Source organism: Mesobacillus maritimus, from assembly GCF_044803185.1.
GTDB classification, from domain to species: Bacteria; Bacillota; Bacilli; order Bacillales; family Cytobacillaceae; genus Mesobacillus_B; species Mesobacillus_B maritimus_B.
This window is the reverse complement of record NZ_CP085225.1, coordinates 3,068,878-3,091,420: the sequence shown is the minus strand read 5'-3', so window position 1 is coordinate 3,091,420 and position 22,543 is coordinate 3,068,878. Positions and strand designations below refer to the sequence as shown.

Sequence of the window (22,543 nt, the reverse complement as noted above, 5' to 3'; positions counted from 1 at the left end):
AAAATCCAGATGGTAAAGGGAGGTTGTGTATGGAACTATCAAGAAAAGCAATCCCATATACACCTGTAACACGGCCGTTGCATGAAACCACCATTATGATTGTTTCAACCTCCGGTGTACATCTTAAAGATCAAGAACCGTACAACACGGATCCAGCGGAAGGCGATGCTACCTACCGGATCATCCCAGGTGATGTTGACGCAAAAGACTTAACGGTTACACATGCAGCACCAAAGGACCATTATAATACCGATTATCCGAAAGAAGATATAAATTGTGTATTTCCTATCGATCGGTTAAGAGAAATGGTCGATGATGGCGACCTTGGTGGGGTTGCCGAAAAGCACGTCACGATGATGGGCTATTCCATGAGGTTAAATAAAATCAACAAAGAAACGATTCCAGCCCTAGTAAAAGAGGTTGTTCGCTCTAAAGCAGATGCCGTCCTCTTAACAGCTGGTTGACCACTTTGTCATCGCACTGTAGTTACAGTGCAGCGTGGAATTGAAGCGCAAGGGATCCCAACGACTTTGATTACACTTGATGTTGAGCAATCAAGTCTAATGAGGCCTCCGCGTGCCATTCATCCAGTTGGTTTTGAATTTGGTCATTCCCTAGGGAAGCCACATGACAAACAAACACAAATGAAAGTATTGTACGCAGCTCTTGAAGAATTAACAAAAAGACAAGAGCCAGGAAACATTCACGATTCAAACTTTCCGAGCTATTAATTTGAAGGGGGCGGAGCATTATGCTTCGTCCTTTTTTAAAGCAAGGACGGAACTCTGCTTACTTTGCTAAAAACTACATAGATATAGTAATAGCTAAAAAAATAATCGTTTGTTACAACGGGAACAGCCTCTATTATGGTAAGTTTCAAATTCTAGTGCTATTCTAATCCTACTAATAGTTAATATAGGAGAGATGGTATGAAAAAAATAATGGATCATATTGGGATTGCTGTACGTGATATAGAAAGTAGCATTCAGTTTTACGTGAATGTCTTGGATGGTGAACTGATTGATCGATATATTAGTGAAGCGGTGGGGGTAGAGAGTGAGGTAGTGATTCTCGAGGTTAATGGAGATCGAATTGAATTGCTTGCTCCAACAAACAATACCACTTCACCTATTGCCAGGTTTCTTAAACAAAAAGGAAAAGGTGTTCATCATATTGCCTATCGAGTGGAGGATTTAAATAAAGCTCTATCGGAACTTGAGCAACAAGGAATCAGAACACTACCGGAGACGTTACGAACAAATAAACATGGACGACGGTTAATCTACCTCAATCCAGCTGATACAGAAGGAACGATTATTGAGTATTGTGATTATCCAGAGTCAGATGTCCTCTTATAATACTAGATTAGTACATGTGCTTATATAGACATTTATAAAAATGAATGTCTCTTTTTTTCATATATTAAGGATGCTTCGGATTCACTTATTCCTCATTACAATTTTTTGTAATACCAATGTAAAATATTTCTATTGATTGCTATGGGGTTGGGTGGTATTATTATTTAGCTGCTTCAGACAGCATCGAAAATTCATTTCTTAAAAATACTTTTTTAATAAAGTGTTGACGAGATAATGAATATGTTATATATTAAGTATCCGCTGTTGAGACAGCAACCACTCATTATAATAAATTATATTAAAATAATATTTAACATGATTTGATGAGATGGATATGATATATTAATAAATGTCGCTTCTGAGCGACGACGAAGAAATTGTTCTTTGAAAACTAAACAAACAAGCGTCAACAAACAATATTTATCATGTTTCTTCTATTAATATAGAAAAGCATGAGCCAACGTTTTATTTTATGAGCTAATCACTCTTTATTGGAGAGTTTGATCCTGGCTCAGGACGAACGCTGGCGGCGTGCCTAATACATGCAAGTCGAGCGGATCTTTGGGAGCTTGCTCCCAAAGATTAGCGGCGGACGGGTGAGTAACACGTGGGCAACCTGCCTGTAAGACTGGGATAACTCCGGGAAACCGGGGCTAATACCGGATAATTCATTCTCTCTCATGAGGGAATGCTGAAAGACGGTTTCGGCTGTCACTTACAGATGGGCCCGCGGCGCATTAGCTAGTTGGTGAGGTAACGGCTCACCAAGGCCACGATGCGTAGCCGACCTGAGAGGGTGATCGGCCACACTGGGACTGAGACACGGCCCAGACTCCTACGGGAGGCAGCAGTAGGGAATCTTCCGCAATGGACGAAAGTCTGACGGAGCAACGCCGCGTGAGCGATGAAGGCCTTCGGGTCGTAAAGCTCTGTTGTTAGGGAAGAACAAGTACCGGAGTAACTGCCGGTACCTTGACGGTACCTAACCAGAAAGCCACGGCTAACTACGTGCCAGCAGCCGCGGTAATACGTAGGTGGCAAGCGTTGTCCGGAATTATTGGGCGTAAAGCGCGCGCAGGCGGTCCTTTAAGTCTGATGTGAAAGCCCACGGCTCAACCGTGGAGGGTCATTGGAAACTGGGGGACTTGAGTGCAGAAGAGGAGAGTGGAATTCCACGTGTAGCGGTGAAATGCGTAGAGATGTGGAGGAACACCAGTGGCGAAGGCGACTCTCTGGTCTGTAACTGACGCTGAGGCGCGAAAGCGTGGGGAGCGAACAGGATTAGATACCCTGGTAGTCCACGCCGTAAACGATGAGTGCTAAGTGTTAGAGGGTTTCCGCCCTTTAGTGCTGCAGCAAACGCATTAAGCACTCCGCCTGGGGAGTACGGCCGCAAGGCTGAAACTCAAAGGAATTGACGGGGGCCCGCACAAGCGGTGGAGCATGTGGTTTAATTCGAAGCAACGCGAAGAACCTTACCAGGTCTTGACATCCTCTGACAACTCTGGAGACAGAGCGTTCCCCTTCGGGGGACAGAGTGACAGGTGGTGCATGGTTGTCGTCAGCTCGTGTCGTGAGATGTTGGGTTAAGTCCCGCAACGAGCGCAACCCTTGTCCTTAGTTGCCAGCATTCAGTTGGGCACTCTAAGGAGACTGCCGGTGACAAACCGGAGGAAGGTGGGGATGACGTCAAATCATCATGCCCCTTATGACCTGGGCTACACACGTGCTACAATGGATAGAACAAAGGGCAGCGAAGCCGCGAGGTCAAGCAAATCCCATAAATCTATTCTCAGTTCGGATTGCAGGCTGCAACTCGCCTGCATGAAGCCGGAATCGCTAGTAATCGCGGATCAGCATGCCGCGGTGAATACGTTCCCGGGCCTTGTACACACCGCCCGTCACACCACGAGAGTTTGTAACACCCGAAGTCGGTGGGGTAACCTGGGGCAAAACTTAACCGCTTATTATCATTATAGGAAGTTAAGTTTTGCCCTAGGGGCCAGTCGCCTAAGGTGGGACAGATGATTGGGGTGAAGTCGTAACAAGGTAGCCGTATCGGAAGGTGCGGCTGGATCACCTCCTTTCTAAGGATAATGCCGTAAGGGCATTCGGAATGCGAATCTTACGATTCGTACTAAGCGGATTTAAAATCCGCACTGTTGAACGCTTGTTTGTTTAGTTTTGAGGGAGCAATACACCTCAAAACATTGTTCCTTGAAAACTAGATAATCGTAAGTAAGAAGGCAAAAGTAAAACACACATTTGTATCGCTTTTTTCTCTCTTTTATTAAAAAGAGAAACCATAGACTTATTGTCTAATAGAGACGAATAAATTCGTCCATAGGTTAAGTTAGAAAGGGCGCACGGTGGATGCCTTGGCACTAGGAGCCGATGAAGGACGGGACTAACACCGATATGCTTCGGGGAGCTGTAAGTAAGCTTTGATCCGGAGATTTCCGAATGGGGAAACCCACTGTTCGTAATGGAACAGTATCTTTACCTGAATCCATAGGGTATTGAAGGCAGACCCGGGGAACTGAAACATCTAAGTACCCGGAGGAAGAGAAAGCAAATGCGATTCCCTGAGTAGCGGCGAGCGAAACGGGATTAGCCCAAACCAGAAGGCTTGCCTTCTGGGGTTGTAGGACACTCAACATGGAGTTACAAAGGAACGGGGTAAATGAAGTGGTCTGGAAAGGCCCGTCAGAGAAGGTAAAAACCCTGTAGTTGAAACTTCGTTCCCTCCTGAGTGGATCCTGAGTACGGCGGGACACGTGAAATCCCGTCGGAAGCTGGGAGGACCATCTCCCAAGGCTAAATACTCCCTAGTGACCGATAGTGAACCAGTACCGTGAGGGAAAGGTGAAAAGCACCCCGGAAGGGGAGTGAAAGAGATCCTGAAACCGTGTGCCTACAAGTAGTCAGAGCTCATTAATGAGTGATGGCGTGCCTTTTGTAGAATGAACCGGCGAGTTACGATTACATGCAAGGTTAAGTCGAGAAGACGGAGCCGCAGCGAAAGCGAGTCTGAATAGGGCGAATAAGTATGTGGTTGTAGACCCGAAACCAGGTGATCTACCCATGTCCAGGGTGAAGGTAGGGTAACACCTACTGGAGGCCCGAACCCACGCACGTTGAAAAGTGCGGGGATGAGGTGTGGGTAGCGGAGAAATTCCAATCGAACCTGGAGATAGCTGGTTCTCTCCGAAATAGCTTTAGGGCTAGCCTCACGAAGTGAGAGTCTTGGAGGTAGAGCACTGTTTGGACTAGGGGCCCTCATCGGGTTACCGAATTCAGACAAACTCCGAATGCCAATGACTTATCCGTGGGAGTCAGACTGCGAGTGATAAGATCCGTAGTCAAGAGGGAAACAGCCCAGACCACCAGCTAAGGTCCCAAAGTATACGTTAAGTGGAAAAGGATGTGGAGTTGCTTAGACAACCAGGATGTTGGCTTAGAAGCAGCCACCATTTAAAGAGTGCGTAATAGCTCACTGGTCGAGTGACTCTGCGCCGAAAATGTACCGGGGCTAAACGTATCACCGAAGCTGTGGGTGGACATCTTACGATGTCCGCGGTAGGAGAGCGTTCTAAGGGCGTTGAAGCTAGACCGTAAGGACTGGTGGAGCGCTTAGAAGTGAGAATGCCGGTATGAGTAGCGAAAGATGGGTGAGAATCCCATCCACCGTATGCCTAAGGTTTCCTGAGGAAGGCTCGTCCTCTCAGGGTTAGTCGGGACCTAAGCCGAGGCCGAAAGGCGTAGGCGATGGACAACAGGTTGATATTCCTGTACCACCTCTTTATCGTTTGAGCAATGGGGGGACGCAGGAGGATAGGGTAAGCGCACTGTTGGATATGTGCGTCTAAGCAGTTAGGCTGGTAACGAGGCAAATCCCGTTACCACATAAGGCTGAGCTGTGATAGCGAGGGAAATATAGTACCGAAGTTCCTGATTCCACACTGCCAAGAAAAGCCTCTAGCGAGATAAAAGGTGCCCGTACCGCAAACCGACACAGGTAGGCGAGGAGAGAATCCTAAGGTGAGCGAGAGAACTCTCGTTAAGGAACTCGGCAAAATGACCCCGTAACTTCGGGAGAAGGGGTGCTTTTTAGGGTGTTAAAGCCTTGAAAAGCCGCAGTGAATAGGCCCAGGCGACTGTTTAGCAAAAACACAGGTCTCTGCGAAGCCGCAAGGCGAAGTATAGGGGCTGACGCCTGCCCGGTGCTGGAAGGTTAAGAGGAGAGGTTAGCTCACGCGAAGCTTTGAATCGAAGCCCCAGTAAACGGCGGCCGTAACTATAACGGTCCTAAGGTAGCGAAATTCCTTGTCGGGTAAGTTCCGACCCGCACGAAAGGCGTAACGATCTGGGCACTGTCTCAACGAGAGACTCGGTGAAATTATAGTACCTGTGAAGATGCAGGTTACCCGCGACAGGACGGAAAGACCCCGTGGAGCTTTACTGCAGCCTGATATTGAATTTTGGTACAGCTTGTACAGGATAGGTAGGAGCCTTGGAAGCCGGAGCGCCAGCTTCGGTGGAGGCGTCGGTGGGATACTACCCTGGCTGTATTGAAATTCTAACCCGCACCCCTGATCGGGGTGGGAGACAGTGTCAGGTGGGCAGTTTGACTGGGGCGGTCGCCTCCTAAAATGTAACGGAGGCGCCCAAAGGTTCCCTCAGAATGGTTGGAAATCATTCGCAGAGTGTAAAGGCACAAGGGAGCTTGACTGCGAGACCTACAAGTCGAGCAGGGACGAAAGTCGGGCTTAGTGATCCGGTGGTTCCGCATGGAAGGGCCATCGCTCAACGGATAAAAGCTACCCCGGGGATAACAGGCTTATCTCCCCCAAGAGTCCACATCGACGGGGAGGTTTGGCACCTCGATGTCGGCTCATCGCATCCTGGGGCTGTAGTCGGTCCCAAGGGTTGGGCTGTTCGCCCATTAAAGCGGTACGCGAGCTGGGTTCAGAACGTCGTGAGACAGTTCGGTCCCTATCCGTCGTGGGCGCAGGAAATTTGAGAGGAGCTGTCCTTAGTACGAGAGGACCGGGATGGACGCACCGCTGGTGTACCAGTTGTCTTGCCAAAGGCATCGCTGGGTAGCTATGTGCGGACGGGATAAGTGCTGAAAGCATCTAAGCATGAAGCCCCCCTCAAGATGAGATTTCCCATAGCGTCAAGCTAGTAAGATCCCTGAAAGATGATCAGGTTGATAGGTCAGAGGTGGAAGCGCGGTGACGTGTGGAGCTGACTGATACTAATCGATCGAGGACTTAACCAAATTGAAAAGCGAAGGCGACTGTTCAACTTCGACAGACGTTGGAGAGCCAGCCATGCAAATCCCGGTTTTGGATTTGTTTGGATGGATCGAAACGTCCGAGAAGTTAGGAGCCGTAGCTAGACAACGATACTTAGTTTTGCTTTTACTTCTTACACATTATCTAGTTTTGAAGGAATAAATATTTTTGCGCAAGCAAAATATCTATCCTTTAATCAAATAGTCTGGTGGCGATAGCGAGAAGGTCACACCCGTTCCCATGCCGAACACGGAAGTTAAGCTTCTCAGCGCCGATGGTAGTTGGGGGTTTCCCCCTGTGAGAGTAGGACGTTGCCAGGCAATTCAGAAGAACAGCTGATTAGAGGCTGTTCTTTTTTACATAAAAATGCTTCTTAGACGCAAGTTTCAAAAGTTAAAACCTAAATATAAATTCACAAAATAGTCATATTTAAAATGAGAAAATGTGATGATAAGATATGAATTATCATTCAGTTTCCGATATAATATACTGTATTGTATAACTTACTATATGGAAATAACTAAATAAACAGCATTGTTATTATAATTTTACATCGTTTGCAACTGGAGGATACATAGATGGCAACAACCGAAGGAAGATATATTGGGATTGGTGGAACAGAAATATTTTACCGACGAATCAAACCTAGAACGAAGCCTAAAGCGGCTATTATTTTAATACACGGCTTTGGTGATCATAGTGGTGGGTTACAGAATTTAACCACAAGCATGGTTAAGAATAAATATACTGTTTATGCCGTGGATTTACGTGGTCACGGGAAAAGCTCTGGGAAAAGAGGGTTTATTCGGAGCTGGAGTGAGTTTAGAGGCGATATCCATGAACTAAGAAAGCTTGTTGCTCTCGAGGAGCCGAAATTACCTTTGTACGTCATTGGCCATAGTATGGGCGGGGTAATCGCTCTTGATTATACTCTCAAGCATAGTGAAGGAATTGCAGGGGTCGTAGCGATTTCCCCTGGTATCTCTTATGAACCAACAGTTTTTGAGCGCTTCGGTGTTCTACTAATGGGTAAGCTGAAACCAGATTTGAGTATTACAAAATCAGGAAATTTCCAATTGCAAGCAAAGGACCCAGCATTGCAGGCTAAGTATAACCCAGAGGGCCTTAGGCATAACACCGCAACACCAGGTTTAGGACGAGGGTTGCTGCATGCATCAAAGCGGGTAATGAACAACGCATTGTCCATTAAGGTGCCTTTATTATTGCAATATGGTCTGGATGATAAAATCACCCCACCTAAAAAGCTGAACAAGTTTTTTGAACAAGTTGGTTCTAAGGATAAACAAGTACTAGAGTATGCTTATGCTAGGCATCGTCCCTTTGATGAAGTAGGTAGAGAAAAGTTTCTCGGAGATTTAATCAATTGGCTAGACCAAAAGACCGATGAAAAACACAAAGTTTTTTATAAGTCGGCTGGTAGGTTATAGTCGTTTTAATTTGTTCTTATTGGATATGACTGGCTTACAATTTATTTACAATAAAAACCCCTTAGACCTATTAAAATCTAAGGGGTCTTTATTATATTAAAGACGTTCTAGGACCATTGGAACAAAATCCTTATAGCTTTCAATATGAAAATCTGCTTCAATATCTTTGTTTTGGAAGGCAACGGTTTTAATCTTTAATTTTCTTGCTGGAATTAAATCTAAATCTCGATCACCAACCACCAAATTAATTCGATGATTTTTAAGGACAAATTCATAGGAGGAACTATCAGGCTTTCTTGTGAAGCCTTGTTCTTCAACCGCAACAATATCCTTAAAATATTTTCTTAAATTGAACTTCTCAAGGAGATAAATCGTCGACTCTTTATCTCGGTGAGTGACAATCACATTGCTCTCAACACGGGATAACACTTCCTCAAGGTGTTCAAAAGGGACACTACTAGTTCTTGCGTACTCATTATGTAACCGTTGGTATTCTGCTCGTTCACTTTCATCAATGCCATAATGCCTAAAGGCGGTTTTCGAATCCTTTTTCAACCATTTTAACACTTCTTCATGTGCAAGATCTCTTCCACTTAAGTGAATAAAACCCTCGACAAGGGATGGATAGGTATCAAACAGTGTTCCATCAAAATCCCATAGTATATTCATAATACCCCTCTTTTTAAAAATGTAATGTTTTTGTTCTAAAGAAAGTATTTTACTATGAATAAAATAGGAAAGCAAAGTCTTTTTGAAATCATCTCAATAAACTGAACCTGAAAATGTGAGGGAATTTCTATAGTGAAATGTAGCTTGATGAACAGGGAAATAATTCGCAAAGGACTAACAAAAACTGGAAATCCGGAGTATAATAAAAGTGAAGTTGTAATGGGTTTGAGGTTGTGATTATAAGGAGGAGTACAAGATGAGTGACTTCCTTTTAGGCTCCATCATGTTGAGTATTGGATTTATCTCGATTGCAATTATTTTATGGGGATTAATTATTGCAGCAGGAGTGTTTCTAGTGATTGGGTTTGTGCGCAAATCCTCGAAGGCTCTCATGTATAGCGGCTTAGCTTTTATCATTCCTGGCATTATTCTGTTCACACAAGGAGGTTCTTTTAGACTTCTCTTGCTTTATCCGTTGATTGCCATTATTTTTGCCTTTGTTTTAAAACGGAAAAGTTAAACATGTGGAAAAGAAATCTTTATTGATCTACGATAACGTAGCATATTCAAACAATATACGTAAGCCTAACTCACCGTCACAAAGAGTTAGGCTTTTTTGTTTTTGAATTGAAGGACAGTTAACAATCTTAAACAGAAAAACTCTGTTACGTTCCCTTCCAAAAACATATACGGTGTCTAAGGGCTGTGATAAATTTACTTATAAATCATCTGTACTATACAAAATTCCCATTTTACAAAGTGTGTTGGACTGTGTTTTAATTACGTCGTTTCTGTCTTTTCTTAAATGGTATACCCCGTACTAAGTAGGAGAAGTATTGAGGGTTTTACCACATATTAAAGGAGGAATTTATATGGAAATGAGTAGAGGATTCCGTATTCCAGAAGGTGGATTTACCGTTCAAAAAACCTTAGAATTTGTCCAGTTAAATGGTTCATTTAATGCTGATATCATTATTGAAAAAAACAATCGAACCATCAGTGCGAGTAGCATATTAGGAGCGATGAGTTTGCTCATTCCTGCGAGGACTGGTACAGAGTTTATCGTCATCGTAAAAGGGCAGGAAGCTGGTGAGGCGCTGGAACAAATAACAAATTTTATCGAAGAGCAGAATAATCCGTCGTCTGCCCTTAGTCTTTGGGATCAAGAAGGTGTCGATAACGTCAATAATGCGCTCAAAGACTCTCAATCTCGTTGGACATCTGTGGTGCAGAATGTGGCTAAATCGTATTTGACGGTGAAGAAGAATTAATAAGAAATAACAAAATGTTGGAAAGACCTTTTCTTGAAAATTAGAAAAAGGTCTTTTTTCCTTAGGTTTACCCAAGTTTTAAGTGAAGAGAAATAGCTTGCGTGAATAGAAGAGTCTTTTGCGTGAATAGTAGGAAGAAATATGCGAATAGACCTGAGATTTTCGCGAATAGAATGGGAAAACACGTGAATAGAAACTGACTATGTGAATAGAAAGGTATTTTGCGTGAATAGAAGAGTTTATTACGTTATATAGAAGGAAGAAATATGCGAATAGGGAGGTCTTTTGCGTGAATAGAAGAGAGAAATATGCGAATAGACCCGTGATTTTCGCGAATAGAATGAAAAAAAAGTGAATAGACCCCACATGTGACATCAACCCTCTTATAATATCAATGGAAAACCTAAGACAACCCAGAAATACTTCATCACTTTTCCCCTATAAAATGGTACAATTTAACTAAATATTTAATATATTGAAAACCGGGCAATGTCTGAAGGAGAGAATGAAATGATAACGAAAAAAACACTGCAGCTAAACGACCAAAAGATTTCCTACATAGATGAGGGTTCAAAAACGTCACCAGCTGTGCTACTCATCCACGGGGTGCCTGAATCAAGTATGCTGTGGAAACATCTTATTCCGGAAATTGCTTCACAAGGGTTCCGACCAATTGCCCCTGATCTTCCGGGTTTTGGACAGAGTGACCGTTTCCCTTATGCGTCGACTTGGGAGAAGTACGTTGCTTTTATCACCGATTTTATGGAAGCGCTATCCTTAGAGAAAATCCATCTGGTGGTTCATGACTGGGGTGGGATGATTGGGCTCCGATGGGCTTGTGATTTTCCTGATAAAGTGGAAAGCTTGATTATAAGTGATACTTGTCTAGTCCCAGGATATAGATGGCATCCGCTTGCTAGAAAATGGCGCACTCCAGAAGTGGGGGAAAGAGTGGTCGAAGCGATGGCCAATAAGGAAGCATGGATGACCAATATGAAAAAGGAAATCCCGTCGGTAGATGAAGATATTCTTGAAGACTTTTTCTCTATTTTTGAAAAAGAAGAAACGCGAAATACGATTCTAGAATTATATCGTTCTGCTAATTTGCAACTAGTAGAACCTTATCAGAAGCTTGCGCAGATTAAAAAGCCGGTCACGATTCTATGGGGTGAAAATGATCCTTATATTCCATCTGGTTTTGCTTATAAAACGCGGGACGAGCAATTCCCACACGCAACAATTGAAATCATTCCGAGTACAGGGCATTTTATTCATGTCGAAGCACCTGAGCAGGTTATTCCTTTTGTAAAAGATCACTATCAGTCGGTTTTAAATCAAAAATAATTAAAATAGGAAATGGGGGGAAGTCATAAAAGTGGGAAGATTAGCAGGGAAAGTTGCGTTAATCACTGGTGGAGCAGGTGGTATAGGGAAGGTGACAGCGGAAAGATTCCTTCATGAAGGAGCTAAAGTTGTCTTAGTCGATCTATTTGAGGAACCTCTTCAAGAGGTGAAAAGTGAGCTTGAATCAATTGGGCAAGTTCTCGCGATTCAAGCGGATGTGTCGAAGGTAGAGGACGTACAGAATTACGTCAAGCAAACCGTCGAACAGTTTGGCAAGATTGATGTGTTTTTTAACAATGCTGGAATTGTTGGGAAAATGGGACGCCTAGTTGATTTGAGCGTAGAGGACTTTGATCAAGTTATGAACGTGAATGCTCGTGGCGTCTTTTTAGGATTGAAATATGTTCTCCCTATCATGACGAAACAAGGGTATGGGAGTGTCATTAATACTTCATCTGTTTCGGGCTTACAGGGAAGCCATAGGCTGTCGCCTTATATTGCATCAAAACACGCAGTAGTAGGATTAACGAAAGCCGCTGCTGTTGAGGTTGCGAAAGCGAATGTACGTGTGAACTCGGTTCATCCATCACCGGTTAATACAAACATGGTTCGTGACCTAGAGGAAGGGCTTAATGTAGATGAAGAACGATTAGCGAAAACCATTCCATTACGGCGCTATGGAGAATCAAGTGATATTGCCAACTTGGTATTATTCCTAGCCTCTGATGAAAGCAGCTTTATCACGGGAGCCCAATATCGGGCCGACGGGGGAATGGGAGCGATGTAAAAGCAGTGGGGACAATAAAGCCTTCCGAGAAGGTTTCAATTGTCCCTTTTTATTGAGGATTTTTAACATTCTTTAAAACAACACATACATAAAACGGGTGAACGATTTAACATGTTTATCATAAACGTTGAGGGAGCATTGAGGCATCAAGGAAAGTGGTTAATCATTGAGAGAAGCAAAAAAGAGGATCATGCTGGGGGAAAGCTGTCTTTAGTTGGTGGAAAGGTAGACCCTGAAGGAAACAGCTCAGCTATTTTAGAAAGATCTGTGAAACGAGAGTTGATGGAGGAAGTTGGGGTCGCTGTAAAGGAAGAGTTAAGGTATGTCCAAAGCACCTCTTTTGTTAGTGATAAGGGAGAAAACGTCGTCAATATTGTTTTTCTCTGCGAATATGATTCAGGAGAGGCAGCTCCGGTAAGCGCAGACGAAGTCGAAAGCGTATTGTGGCTAACAACCGAAGAAGTGATGAATCATCCAAGTGCACCGAGATTTTTAAAAGATAGTATTTTACAAGCGGAGCTATTAGATAAGTAATTAGATAGGTTTCATGCTATTTATAGCGCTATTTCCTGAAACCATTTCCCATCTTCCTCAGTGAGGTGAATCATGAATCTAGGTTTCGAACAATTAACTCAAATAAAGAAGCTAAGTGATTGGAAACAGGCTTATGAAGAGGCAATAAAACAGCTTGATCAACTTTATCAGGAAGAAGAGAGGTTGTACTATGAGATGTATGCTCATGGAGTGCAAAGTCAAAGAATCGATGAGATCCAAAGAATTAAGCATAACTTGATGACAAGTGAGGAGTTGAAGGAAATCTTATTATCGTGGAAGGACGTTTTACAGGCCGACCATGTTTGGCATCGCCGACTTGAGGTTTTTTTAGCAAAGATGAACGAAGAAGCGCTTGATAGTCATAAGGAAGTGGTAGAACTCCAAAAACAGTTGCAGGGCAATCTAATGGGGAGTAGTTTTACTGTAAATGGAAAAGAATACAATCTTGGGAGCGTTCACGCTAATATTATTGAAAATCCTGATCGTCACCTACGAAAGCTACTTTTGCTGGAGTCGAAAAAGATTGGTAAAAAGAATGAGGATTTATTCAGAAGGTTGATTCAAAAGCGCAACAAACTAGCTCAGGAAATGGGATATACCAATTACTATCATTTTAGATGTAGTCAAAAAGAAATGAATATGGATACTTATATCAAGGAAATGAACCTTTTATTAGAACAAACGAGAAGCTTTTCAAAAGTTTGGGGAAATAGGATAAAAGAAAAATTCGGTTGGGAAAAAATCCATTATTATGATCAATACTTTTCCACTTTTCATTTCAATCATATTCAAAATCTGTCTTTTTCCTCTAATCGGATGAAAGAAGTGTTAGCAGATGTTGCAGGAAGTTTAGGAATTAGTATCGAACAAATTCCTGTTTCAATTGAGAGTCTCGAGATACCATACGGTGGTTTTTGCATCAATATCCATCCAAACAACATCAAACTGGTCACAAACAAACGAGATTCCTATTCTGCTTTTCTTTCAGGAATACATGAGTTCGGGCATGCGATTGATGGATATTATAGTTCATACCAATACCCAGAGCTCTACCGGTTTTATTCAAGCATCGCAGCTGAGTCTGTAGCTGAATCATTCCAAACGATCGTGACGGATAAAGATTTCCTCTTGAAAAATTTCGATATACAGGAAGATGAGTACGTTCAGATAGCCGAGATGAATCAATTAACCGATTTGAACATGGTGAAAATCAATTACTATTTTAGCTTGGTCGAATATGAATTGTATAAAAGCCCTAATAGAAGCTTCGAGGCAATCGCGAATGAATGCTATAAGCGAGTATTTGGCTATGAGGGTGAAACGTTCCATCCAGCAAGCGAAATGTTTTATATTGAAAATCCAGCATTTTTCCAGGATTATAATTTTGCTTTAGCGATAAGAGACATGATTCGCAACAAATTTAGTATTCAAAGTCTGTACGGGAAGAAAGACGTTTTTAATGAAATTCTTAAACATTTTATTGAGCCGAATCAACTTTATTCCTGGCAAGAACGCCTAGAGCGGCTTTGTGGAGAACGTCATACTTTTTTATACTTAAAACAAACATTAGTAAAAGAAGGTAATCAAACTTGTTAGAATCAAAAGCGCAGGATAATTTCAACAAATAACTAAAAAAGGGATACACTAGTTGGAGGTCAAAGGATGGTTCCAACTCTGTTATCCCTTTTTGTTTGAAGAAAATATTAGTACAAACATCAACGTTAAAAGTTTTCATTTAAGTGGTCTTTATAATCCCCAATCTGACTTAAGGATTTTTTTTAGGAATACTACTTGATCCTCGCCGATTTTATCGGCAATTTTTTTCTCAAGGGATGCCTTGAGTGCCTCATTTTTTTCAAAACACTCATTCCCAAATTCAGTTAACTCGATGCACTTTTCTTTATTGTTATTTTTAACGTTCATAACCACGACTAATTTTTTTGCTTCCATATTTTTTATAAACTTATGTGTTGCTTGTCTAGAAATATCTACGTTTTTGGAAACCTCTGCAATCGTAGGTTGCCTTTTATAGATTCTTGACATGATGTACCACTCAGAATTGGATATGTGAAGCTCGCTGTTATCGTTCCATAAATCTTCTGATAGTTTTCGAAGCATTCCATGTCGTTCACTTATTAAGTCAATTAAGTCAATATGGCGATAATCAAGTTTCAATCGTGTCACTTCCAATCATTTTAATCACTCATAAGTATACAAGAACGATTTCCTTTCATCAATTAGGTTGACATTGTCTCTGCTTATCGGGGAAGCCCTTTGTCAACAACCTAGAAAGATACTTTCTAGGTGATAATAAAAAAAATCGCTCTATTGAATAAGGCGATTTTCGAATAGGGCCATTCTTTTTAGTAGATATGTATATTAAATACTAGTTTCGAGTATTACCTTCAAAATTCTTTCGTTTATCTCTTCAAATGTAGTTCCCAAAGTAATGGACAATTCTTTAAAGAGGATTGCTTGTGTTGCGTTCAACAACTTTTGATCGCGTTCATAAAGTTTTTTTTCCTTACGTTCAGCTTCAATTTTTTTACACATTAACGTATTGATGACCTTTGCTATTTCATTACGTTCGCCTGTATTGATCAGCTCTGAATAAATATTGTACCGTGTATTCGGATTGTCATCCCACTTGACACCTGGTTTTTTAAATGACTCTAGGATTTTATGTGCTTCTTCCTTCTGAATCAGTTCTAGCATGACCACTTTATTGTTCGTTACTGGAGTACTAATGGTTAATGGAGGGTTATTTTCCATTGGGTGTAATACGTAATAATCTCTAGTGATTCCTGAAATGGTTTTTTCGCAAATATCATCAATTTGGCAAATACCATGACCCGAATAGATAATCAAATCGCCAATATTAAACATATTTTCACCCCTCAAAAAAATTGTCAACTAAGTTGATGATACCCTATAAAATAAATTTTGTCAACTAGGTTGACATTTTTAAAATACTACTGATATAGTAATAAACGGCCCGAAAGTATGTGGAGGTGTACTCCGGAAAAGAATCTAGTATCCAGCTGAATATTAGATTGTCATGAACCTTTTCAGCTGATTGGTATTGTCGTAATTGAAATCATGAATGTTTTTATAAATTGATATGATCATCAAATTTTCGACTACAAAGTAAAATGAATGAAGGATAAAGGAGAAGTGTATGGAGACTCATATTCAAGTAAGAAAGCCAAAGGCAATGGCCTTTATTTTAATGTTCGGAGCTTTTATTGGTTTATTTGGAGAAACTGCCTTAAACATGGCATTAACAAATGTAATGGACGAATTTTCAATTACAGCAGGAACGGCGCAGTGGCTAACAACAGGATATTTACTAGTCTTAGCGATTTTAGTCCCGATCTCAGCGTTATTAATGAGATGGTTTACGACTAGACAATTAGTTGTTGGAGGACTTATGATCTCGCTAGTGGGAGCGATCCTAGCAGCTTTATCTTTAGATTTTATCATGTTAATCATGGGTCGAATTGTACAAGCAATTGGAACGGGACTTATCCTTCCGGTCATGATGAGTGTGCTTTTACTTATTTTCCCGATTCAAAAACGTGGAGCCGTAATGGGAATTATGGGTCTAGTTATTACCTTAGCACCTGCTTTAGGACCAACTCTTTCTGGGGTTATTATTAGTACGTTAGGCTGGTCTTATATTTTCTGGATTAGTGCAATTTTATATGTGCTATTAACGGTTGTTGCAGCAGCAATCATTACAAACGTTTCGGAAATTACCAAACCTAAAATCGATGTGATGTCGATTCTGTTATCAACGATCGGGTTTGGTGGATTAATCTTTGGTTTGAGTACAATGGCGGAAACAGCCTTTTCATCTCCTAAGGTATGGGGACCATTACTGGTAGGAATTATGGCTCTTGTTGTGTTTGGTCTTCGTCAAATGAAGATGGACCAACCAATGGTCAACCTACGTGTGTTTAAGTACCCGATGTTTACAATTGGAACAGCCATCATGTTCCTTGGTATTTTAATGATTTTATCCACGGCTATTTTACTGCCAATGTACTTAAAGGGGGCTTTACTCTTTAGTGCAGCGATGGCTGGTTTAATTTTACTTCATGGTAATGCTGTCAACTTTATTATGTCACCAATTGTAGGTACACTATTTGATAAATTTGGAGCTCGTCGTTTCGTTATTACAGGATTTGTGTTTGTTATCCTTGGAAATATCATGTTTCTAGCGACTCTTTCAGCTCAAACACCTACTTGGCAGGTCATCGTAGCCTTTATGCTATTCTTCTTTGGAATTACAATGGTGATGATGCCATCCCAAACAAATGGATTGAATCAATTGCCTCGTGAGTTATATGCAGATGGATCAGCGGCAATGAATACCTTAAACCAGGTAGCTGGGGCTGCAGGTACGGCGGTTGCCATTACAGTGTTCACAGCCGGGCAATCTGGTTATTTAGTAGAATTTCCTAATGCTACACAGCCAGAAGTATTAGCTGCTGGCGTCAAATATGCGTTCTACTTTACAACTGGAATTTCCATCGTAGGCCTTATTCTTGCTTTGTTTACGAAAAAACCAAGCCAAGTAAAGGCAAACTCTACCGTTACAGTGAAAGCGACTAAAGCAGTTCGCGAATAGGAGCATGACGGTAGGATTCACTGAAAAGCGTACAACATTATGCAAAAAATGAGATGCATCGAAGGAGATAATCGATTATGGCAAATCAATATAAAAGTATTTTAGTAGCGTAGACGGCTCGGTACAATCTGAGTATGCATTAAGCAAAGCAGTGGATGTTGCGAAACGCAATGTTGGCTCTGTATTAAACATCGTAAATGTAATTGAAAATCGTGCCTACGAGGCTTTTGATCGTACGATCTTAGAGCGTGTCCAACAGCAATCAGAGGACTTGTTAAAAAATATAAAGTGCAAGCTGAGGCTGAAGGCATTCAAAACGTTAAGTCAGTCATTGAATACGGCTCACCAAAGACCATCATCACAAATAAACTCGCGATTCAAGTAGAGGCTGATGTCATTATTTGTGGTGCAACAGGCCTAAATGCAGTTGAACGTTTCTTAACAGGCTCGGTAACGGAAGCAATTATCCGTACAGCTAAATGCGATGTGTTAGTTATCCGCACACCTGAATTGGATGCTGCGAAGTAGAGAATTGTAACAGAAACAATAGGTAGAGAGAACCCAATTGAACCACTCGTAAAAGTTATTCTTTTATGTGTGGTTTTTTCTTTTATTGTTACATACCGTTGATTGGAGCGAAGTGCCTTGAGCGGAAATCAACAGCCTAGGGCACCACAGCCATATCTTTAATAATCTATTTATAATGAAAGGAAGAAACCTTCCACAATCTTCTTTTTATAGATAAGTTATGGTATTGAAAAGCAACAAAGTCTGAGAAAAGAGCCTTGGAAAATAAGGAACTTCGTAGACAGGTAATGGAAATTCTCCAGTATATTACTGACCATCAGACACAAATTATAATAAATGAACTTATCGAGCTATTACATATCCAAACATAGACATTCCGGAAGTATGGTGTAATTTTATGAGAATTGCAAAGCAAATCATCATTCTAATAACCCTAATCGCAATATGGATGTATATTGGGTGGCGCACAATCTTTACGTTACCAGCTGGAATCGCGTTAATCCCAGGGATTTTGCTTCTTGTTTCTGAAATTACTTTGGCCATTCAAAATACCCTGCTTTTTTCCATCATATACAGACCGAATGATCATCCAATCCCTCCTAAAATAAAAACAAAGAAACATGTGGATATTCTTCTCGCCACCTATAATGAGTCTGTTGACATTGTAAGGCGTACGGTTGTCGCGTGTCAGAACATAGATTATCCAAAAGAATGCTTCTCCATTTGGATTTGTGATGATGGCAACCGAATAGAAATGAAGAACTTGGCGTCTACACTAGGTGTAGGGTATATCACAAGAGAAACCAATATCCATGCAAAGGCAGGGAACTTAAACAACGCATTGCTTAAAACGAATGGAGAGTTAGTCGTTACAATTGATGCGGATATGATGCCAAAACCGACCTTTCTGAAACACACATTAGGGTACTTTGAAGACAGTGAAGTTGCCTTTGTTCAAACACCACAATCGTTCTACAACGATGATATTTTTCAATATAATCTTGGCCAAGGTAAAAACATTCCAAATGAGCAAGACCTATTTATGCGAACGATTCAAAGTGGAGTCGGTCGTTTGAACTCCACCCTTTATGTCGGAAGTAATACCATCTTTCGAAGAGGTGCCATCGAGGCTATTGGTGGTTTTGCAACAGGGACGATCACCGAAGATATGGCAACAGGAATGCTCATCCAAACCAAAGGATATAAAACCATTTTTCATAATGAAGTATTGGCTCAAGGTCTCACAGCTGAGACGTTACAAGATTATCTTCAGCAACGCATTCGCTGGGCACGCGGAACGATCCAAACGATGCGTAAGTGGAATCCGATTACATTGCCAGGGCTTAGTGTCGTCCAACGTTTGGTGTATGTTAGTTATTTTTTATATTGGTATTTTGGTGTATTCCGAATGGTATTCATCTTTGCCCCAATTGTCTATTTGCTCTTTGGAATCCCAGCTCTTGTGGCAACTCTGGATGGAATGTTAATGTTTTGGGTCCCACAATTCATCCTTGCACTTATTGCCGAAAGGATGCTGCTTGAAAATCGCTTAAAACGGACATGGAGCAGTATTTATGAAATCTCGGTTGCTCCTTTTTTGGCCTGGGCGGTGCTTGTTGAAACGTTTGCTAAAAAAGGAATCCCTTTTAAGGTAACGAATAAGGGGGTCACCACCACCAAGGCTAAAGTGAACATTCCCTTTTTGGTTCCCCACCTCGTGATTATTTTTATCGGGATATTTGCCATTGTGCTTGGGCTCAAGCAAACACAAGACCAATTAAGGGATGGAACCCTAATCAACTTATTTTGGGCTTTATATAATGTGATGATTAGTATTCCAGTTTTATTATTAGCAAGGGAAAAGCCAAAAGTTAGGAAATCAGAGAGGTTCAAGAAAAGATTACTTATAGATATTCTCGATAACGATTTACTTAGTAGTGGGGCTACCATAGATATAAGTGAAACAGGATGTCGGCTGTTTGTGGGAAGTCTAAAAGCTTTTTCGGAAGAGATCATCGTCATCATTCATGGAACGACGGGCACTCATAGATTGAAAGGACAAATTGTTTATTATGACACGTTTGGAAAAGGGTACCAGTTGGGGATTCGGTTTCATGATATGGAAGAAAGTGATTATCAATTCTGGGTAAAAGAAGTGTACGGTGCCATACCGCCTGAAAGTATGTTTAAATACAAGAATCGAACAGGTGTCCTGTATGTGTTGTTGACATTTCTAAAAGATATTTTTTCACCTGCTAGGAAAGAAATGAAGAGAATGCCACAGCGTGAAGTGAATAGGAATTGCCAAATAGTAATCATTGATCCAACAATGGACCCCAAACAAGATTTAACAATGAGGTTGAAGCCGGAGGCGATTCCTCCTGGGAAAATGAAGGAAGCATCGTTAACCAAGATAGGAGATCATGGCTGCACACTATCGGTTGAAGGATTAGCGTTCACCGCCAAAGAACTGATTGGTGTGAGGTTGCCTAATCATGAGTATCTTTATTTAGGACAGGTTACGGATACGAAGGTTCAGGATAGTCAGGTAAAAATAGAATTGAAGTGGGTCGACCAGGAGAATGGCCCACGACTTTTAGAAGACCTCTCTTAATGGGAGGTTTTTTTCATCTGTTTATAAAAGTTCAATGCATTGCATCTTTGTATACGAGAAATTGTTTTCCAAGATGAATTTCGCCAATTCCCTTGCTGTCTTTTAACGTTTTCACTCCTTCTACATAAGATAGTGTATCTTTACCGGGGGTGCTGGAATGCCTAAATGGTTAAAAGTGGTCATCCTTACGTATCTATCCCTATTATTTTTCGGTAGTTTCTTGGCAGTAGGTGCTCTTTGGACGGGAGAACTGGAGAAGGTGTTTCCCATCATTTCAGATATCGAAATCTTTTTGTACTACTTCTTTGCAGGATCAATTGGCGGTTCCTTACGCCATTTGTATATGTTTTGCTCGCATTATATGAGGGACAATTTAACGAACTACCGTGTTTGGATTATGTACATCTTTTATCCAATTTTTGCGACGGGGACCGCTGTAATTGCCGTGACTTTAATCCAGAGTGGGATCTTCCTAATTGAATTTGTCGATTTCGAAAACGCGCCATATGGCCAAATCAGCATTGCATTCTTTGTAGGCTTTGGATTCAATCGGTTTTTGAATAAATTAAATGCCGTTTCAAAAAACTTATTTAAAACAGATCAAGAAAAGGAGCAGAAGCTTGAAGCTGAGAGATAATTTCTAGCTAAGAGAAGCTCCAATCTTTTAATTATAAAAAATAGAAATTTGAACAGGTCAAACTCCCAAAGCAAGGAGTTGGCCTGTTTTTTTATGAAAACGAAAGTTCAATTGAGATAAGAGGAGAAGCCGATATAACAGCTCTCGGCCAGATTGACCGTTTTATCGGTCAATCTGGCCAATTTTTCGGCTGTCGAGCAAGACTTATCCCATGTTTAGTAAGCGTTTTCCCTATTTTAATAGTTGGCACGGAAGTTGCATCTAGATAAAGTGAATTTAACAATAGGGGGAATGGGAAGTATGAAAACTCAGGTTGAGAATGAAGTGAAGCAAAAAGTCGAAAAGGGTAGCATGAAAGCGGCCGTGGTCAATGAATTCAAACAAAAGCTTGAAGTAAAAGAAGTTCCAAAACCAACATTAGAGTTTGGCGAGGTGCTGGTAAAAATAGAAGCCTGTGGTGTGTGTCATACAGATTTACATGCTGCTAACGGAGATTGGCCAATTAAACCCAAGTTACCTTTAATTCCAGGTCATGAAGGGGTCGGAATTATTGAAGAAGTGGGCGAAGGGGTAAAATCGCTGAAAGTTGGCGATCGTGTTGGGATTCCTTGGTTGTTTTCTGCTTGTGGAGAATGTGAATATTGTTTAAGTGGGCGAGAGACCCTTTGTCTCGATCAAGAAAATGGTGGCTACTCAGTGGACGGTGGCTATGCGGAATACTGTAAAGCACCAGCAGATTATGTTGCGAGAATTCCAGAAGGGTTAGACCCTGTTGAAGTAGCTCCAATCCTTTGTGCAGGCGTTACTACTTATAAGGCATTGAAGGTTTCTGAAGCAAAACCAGGAGACTGGGTAGCGATTTATGGAATCGGTGGTCTTGGGCATATCGCTCTTCAATATGCGAAAGCGATGGGATTTAATGTCATTGCTGTTGATATTCAAGATGAAAAATTAGTATTAGCAAAAGAGTTAGGCGCTGATTTAACGGTAAATGGAAGAAGCGTAGATCCAGTTGAAGCAATCAAGGAAGCAGTTGGTGGGGTTCAGGCAGCGGTAAGTGTGGCTGTAACGAAAAAAGCCTTTGAACAAGCCTATCAATCGGTTAAACGTGGCGGAACGTTAGTCGTCGTTGGTCTGCCACATGATGAGCTACCAATTCCAATCTTTGATACGGTCCTAAACGGAGTAACAGTAAAAGGCTCGATTGTTGGTACTAGAAAAGATATGCAAGAGGCACTTGACTTTGCCGCACGTGGAAAAGTTCGTTCGCAAATTGAAGCAGTTTCGCTTGATTCCATCAATGAAGTGTTTGAAAATATGGAAGCAGGTAAAATTAACGGCCGTGTCGTTTTGAAAATGAACTAAACCTAATCACTCTTTTAAAAATAGTTCGGGAAGA

The 22,543-nt window shown here is 41.4% G+C and carries 17 protein-coding genes, 3 rRNA genes and 1 pseudogene; 18 read left to right on the top strand and 3 right to left on the bottom strand.

The annotated features are described in order from the left end of the window. Positions 1-29: 29 nt before the first annotated feature. The 7 genes from LG336_RS14855 (at position 30) to LG336_RS14825 (ending at position 8,106) form a co-directional block, all read left to right on the top strand. The gene (locus LG336_RS14855; RefSeq protein WP_404328279.1) at positions 30-464 is read left to right on the top strand and encodes a glycine/sarcosine/betaine reductase selenoprotein B family protein; all 435 of its coding nucleotides are present in this window, start codon (positions 30-32) and stop codon (positions 462-464) included. A 66-nt stretch (positions 465-530) separates the two neighbouring features. Continuing rightward, on the top strand, positions 531-731 hold the full coding sequence (locus LG336_RS14850; RefSeq protein ID WP_404328278.1) for a hypothetical protein: 201 nt from the start codon (positions 531-533) through the stop codon (positions 729-731). Between the two features lie 198 nt (positions 732-929). After that, the gene (locus LG336_RS14845) at positions 930-1,358 is read left to right on the top strand and encodes a VOC family protein (protein ID WP_404328277.1); all 429 of its coding nucleotides are present in this window, start codon (positions 930-932) and stop codon (positions 1,356-1,358) included. 488 nt (positions 1,359-1,846) lie between these two features. Further along, positions 1,847-3,445 (top strand): 16S ribosomal RNA (locus tag LG336_RS14840). 259 nt (positions 3,446-3,704) lie between these two features. Beyond that, positions 3,705-6,642: ribosomal RNA gene (locus tag LG336_RS14835) — 23S ribosomal RNA — on the top strand. 220 nt (positions 6,643-6,862) lie between these two features. Next, positions 6,863-6,978, top strand: a 5S ribosomal RNA gene (gene rrf / locus LG336_RS14830). The 16S, 23S and 5S rRNA genes sit together here, the layout of an rRNA operon. A 258-nt stretch (positions 6,979-7,236) precedes the next feature. Then, positions 7,237-8,106: a lysophospholipase gene (locus LG336_RS14825; RefSeq protein WP_404328276.1), complete on the top strand. Its 870-nt coding sequence runs from the start codon at positions 7,237-7,239 to the stop codon at positions 8,104-8,106. 96 nt (positions 8,107-8,202) lie between these two features. Here the strand turns inward: LG336_RS14825 and LG336_RS14820 are convergent, their stop codons facing one another. Beyond that, positions 8,203-8,775, bottom strand: a complete 573-nt coding sequence (locus LG336_RS14820; protein WP_404328275.1) for an HAD hydrolase-like protein — start codon at positions 8,773-8,775, stop codon at positions 8,203-8,205. 256 nt (positions 8,776-9,031) lie between these two features. On the opposite strand from LG336_RS14820, the gene LG336_RS14815 reads away from it, so the two are divergent. From LG336_RS14815 to LG336_RS14790, 6 genes are all read left to right on the top strand, one after another. Then, the gene (locus LG336_RS14815) at positions 9,032-9,295 is read left to right on the top strand and encodes a hypothetical protein (RefSeq protein WP_404328274.1); all 264 of its coding nucleotides are present in this window, start codon (positions 9,032-9,034) and stop codon (positions 9,293-9,295) included. A 352-nt stretch (positions 9,296-9,647) separates the two neighbouring features. Continuing rightward, positions 9,648-10,046, top strand: a complete 399-nt coding sequence (locus LG336_RS14810) for an HPr family phosphocarrier protein (protein ID WP_404328273.1) — start codon at positions 9,648-9,650, stop codon at positions 10,044-10,046. 510 nt (positions 10,047-10,556) lie between these two features. Beyond that, the gene (locus LG336_RS14805) at positions 10,557-11,390 is read left to right on the top strand and encodes an alpha/beta fold hydrolase (protein WP_404328272.1); all 834 of its coding nucleotides are present in this window, start codon (positions 10,557-10,559) and stop codon (positions 11,388-11,390) included. 31 nt (positions 11,391-11,421) lie between these two features. After that, the gene (locus LG336_RS14800; protein WP_404328271.1) at positions 11,422-12,177 is read left to right on the top strand and encodes an SDR family NAD(P)-dependent oxidoreductase; all 756 of its coding nucleotides are present in this window, start codon (positions 11,422-11,424) and stop codon (positions 12,175-12,177) included. 111 nt (positions 12,178-12,288) lie between these two features. Continuing rightward, positions 12,289-12,711: an NUDIX hydrolase gene (locus tag LG336_RS14795; protein WP_404328270.1), complete on the top strand. Its 423-nt coding sequence runs from the start codon at positions 12,289-12,291 to the stop codon at positions 12,709-12,711. 72 nt (positions 12,712-12,783) lie between these two features. Then, positions 12,784-14,328, top strand: coding sequence for a M3 family metallopeptidase (locus LG336_RS14790; RefSeq protein ID WP_404328269.1), 1,545 nt, complete (start codon positions 12,784-12,786; stop codon positions 14,326-14,328). Positions 14,329-14,478: 150 nt separating this feature from the next. Here LG336_RS14790 and LG336_RS14785 read toward each other — a convergent pair whose 3' ends face one another. Next, entirely contained in the window at positions 14,479-14,850 is a 372-nt protein-coding gene (locus LG336_RS14785; protein WP_404333174.1) for a winged helix DNA-binding protein, read from the bottom strand. 261 nt (positions 14,851-15,111) lie between these two features. Next, on the bottom strand, positions 15,112-15,618 hold the full coding sequence (locus LG336_RS14780) for a CarD family transcriptional regulator (RefSeq protein WP_404328268.1): 507 nt from the start codon (positions 15,616-15,618) through the stop codon (positions 15,112-15,114). A 292-nt stretch (positions 15,619-15,910) separates the two neighbouring features. On the opposite strand from LG336_RS14780, the gene LG336_RS14775 reads away from it, so the two are divergent. From LG336_RS14775 to adhP, 5 genes and pseudogenes are all read left to right on the top strand, one after another. Next, positions 15,911-17,365: a DHA2 family efflux MFS transporter permease subunit gene (locus LG336_RS14775; protein ID WP_404328267.1), complete on the top strand. Its 1,455-nt coding sequence runs from the start codon at positions 15,911-15,913 to the stop codon at positions 17,363-17,365. A 151-nt stretch (positions 17,366-17,516) separates the two neighbouring features. Next, positions 17,517-17,893: pseudogene (locus LG336_RS14770) on the top strand (universal stress protein). A 397-nt stretch (positions 17,894-18,290) separates the two neighbouring features. Next, entirely contained in the window at positions 18,291-20,507 is a 2,217-nt protein-coding gene (locus LG336_RS14765; protein ID WP_404328266.1) for a glycosyltransferase family 2 protein, read from the top strand. Positions 20,508-20,664: 157 nt separating this feature from the next. Then, positions 20,665-21,144, top strand: a complete 480-nt coding sequence (locus LG336_RS14760; protein ID WP_404328265.1) for a hypothetical protein — start codon at positions 20,665-20,667, stop codon at positions 21,142-21,144. Between the two features lie 351 nt (positions 21,145-21,495). Next, positions 21,496-22,509, top strand: coding sequence for an alcohol dehydrogenase AdhP (gene adhP, locus LG336_RS14755; protein WP_404333173.1), 1,014 nt, complete (start codon positions 21,496-21,498; stop codon positions 22,507-22,509). Positions 22,510-22,543 lie beyond the last annotated feature (34 nt).